This window comes from Pseudomonas sp. 05N431 (assembly GCF_056397005.1).
In genome coordinates, this window is sequence record NZ_JBFTMN010000069.1 from 1 (window position 1) to 378 (window position 378).

General features: G+C 64.7%; 1 protein-coding gene. It reads left to right on the plus strand.

Features of this window, described 5'->3' with window-relative positions; translation table 11 throughout:
• A partial coding sequence (locus AC1DIG_RS29340) for a hypothetical protein (RefSeq protein WP_477770120.1) occupies positions 1-378 on the plus strand: 378 nt, incomplete at both ends.

Below are 378 nucleotides of genomic sequence, written 5' to 3' on the forward strand. Positions count from 1 at the left end.
CCTGCACCACCACTACGACGAACTCGGCAACCTGATCCAGACCCAACTGCCCGACGGCCGCTGGCTCAATCGCCTGTACTACGGCAGCGGCCACCTGCACCAGATCAACCTCGACGGCCAGGTCATCAGCGACTTCGAACGCGACCGCCTGCACCGCGAAGTGCTGCGYACCCAAGGCCAGATCAGCACTCGCAGCGAATACGACCGTAGCGGCCGCTTGCGCTCACGCCAACGCCGCCACAGCAGTCAGCTATCGCTGATGCCGGCAGCGGTGCAAAAGCACTTCGAGTACGACCCCGCCGACAACCTGATCGGCAAACTCGACCAGCAACCCGCCGCGCAACACCGCCAATTGCTGCACTACGACGCCACCGGCCG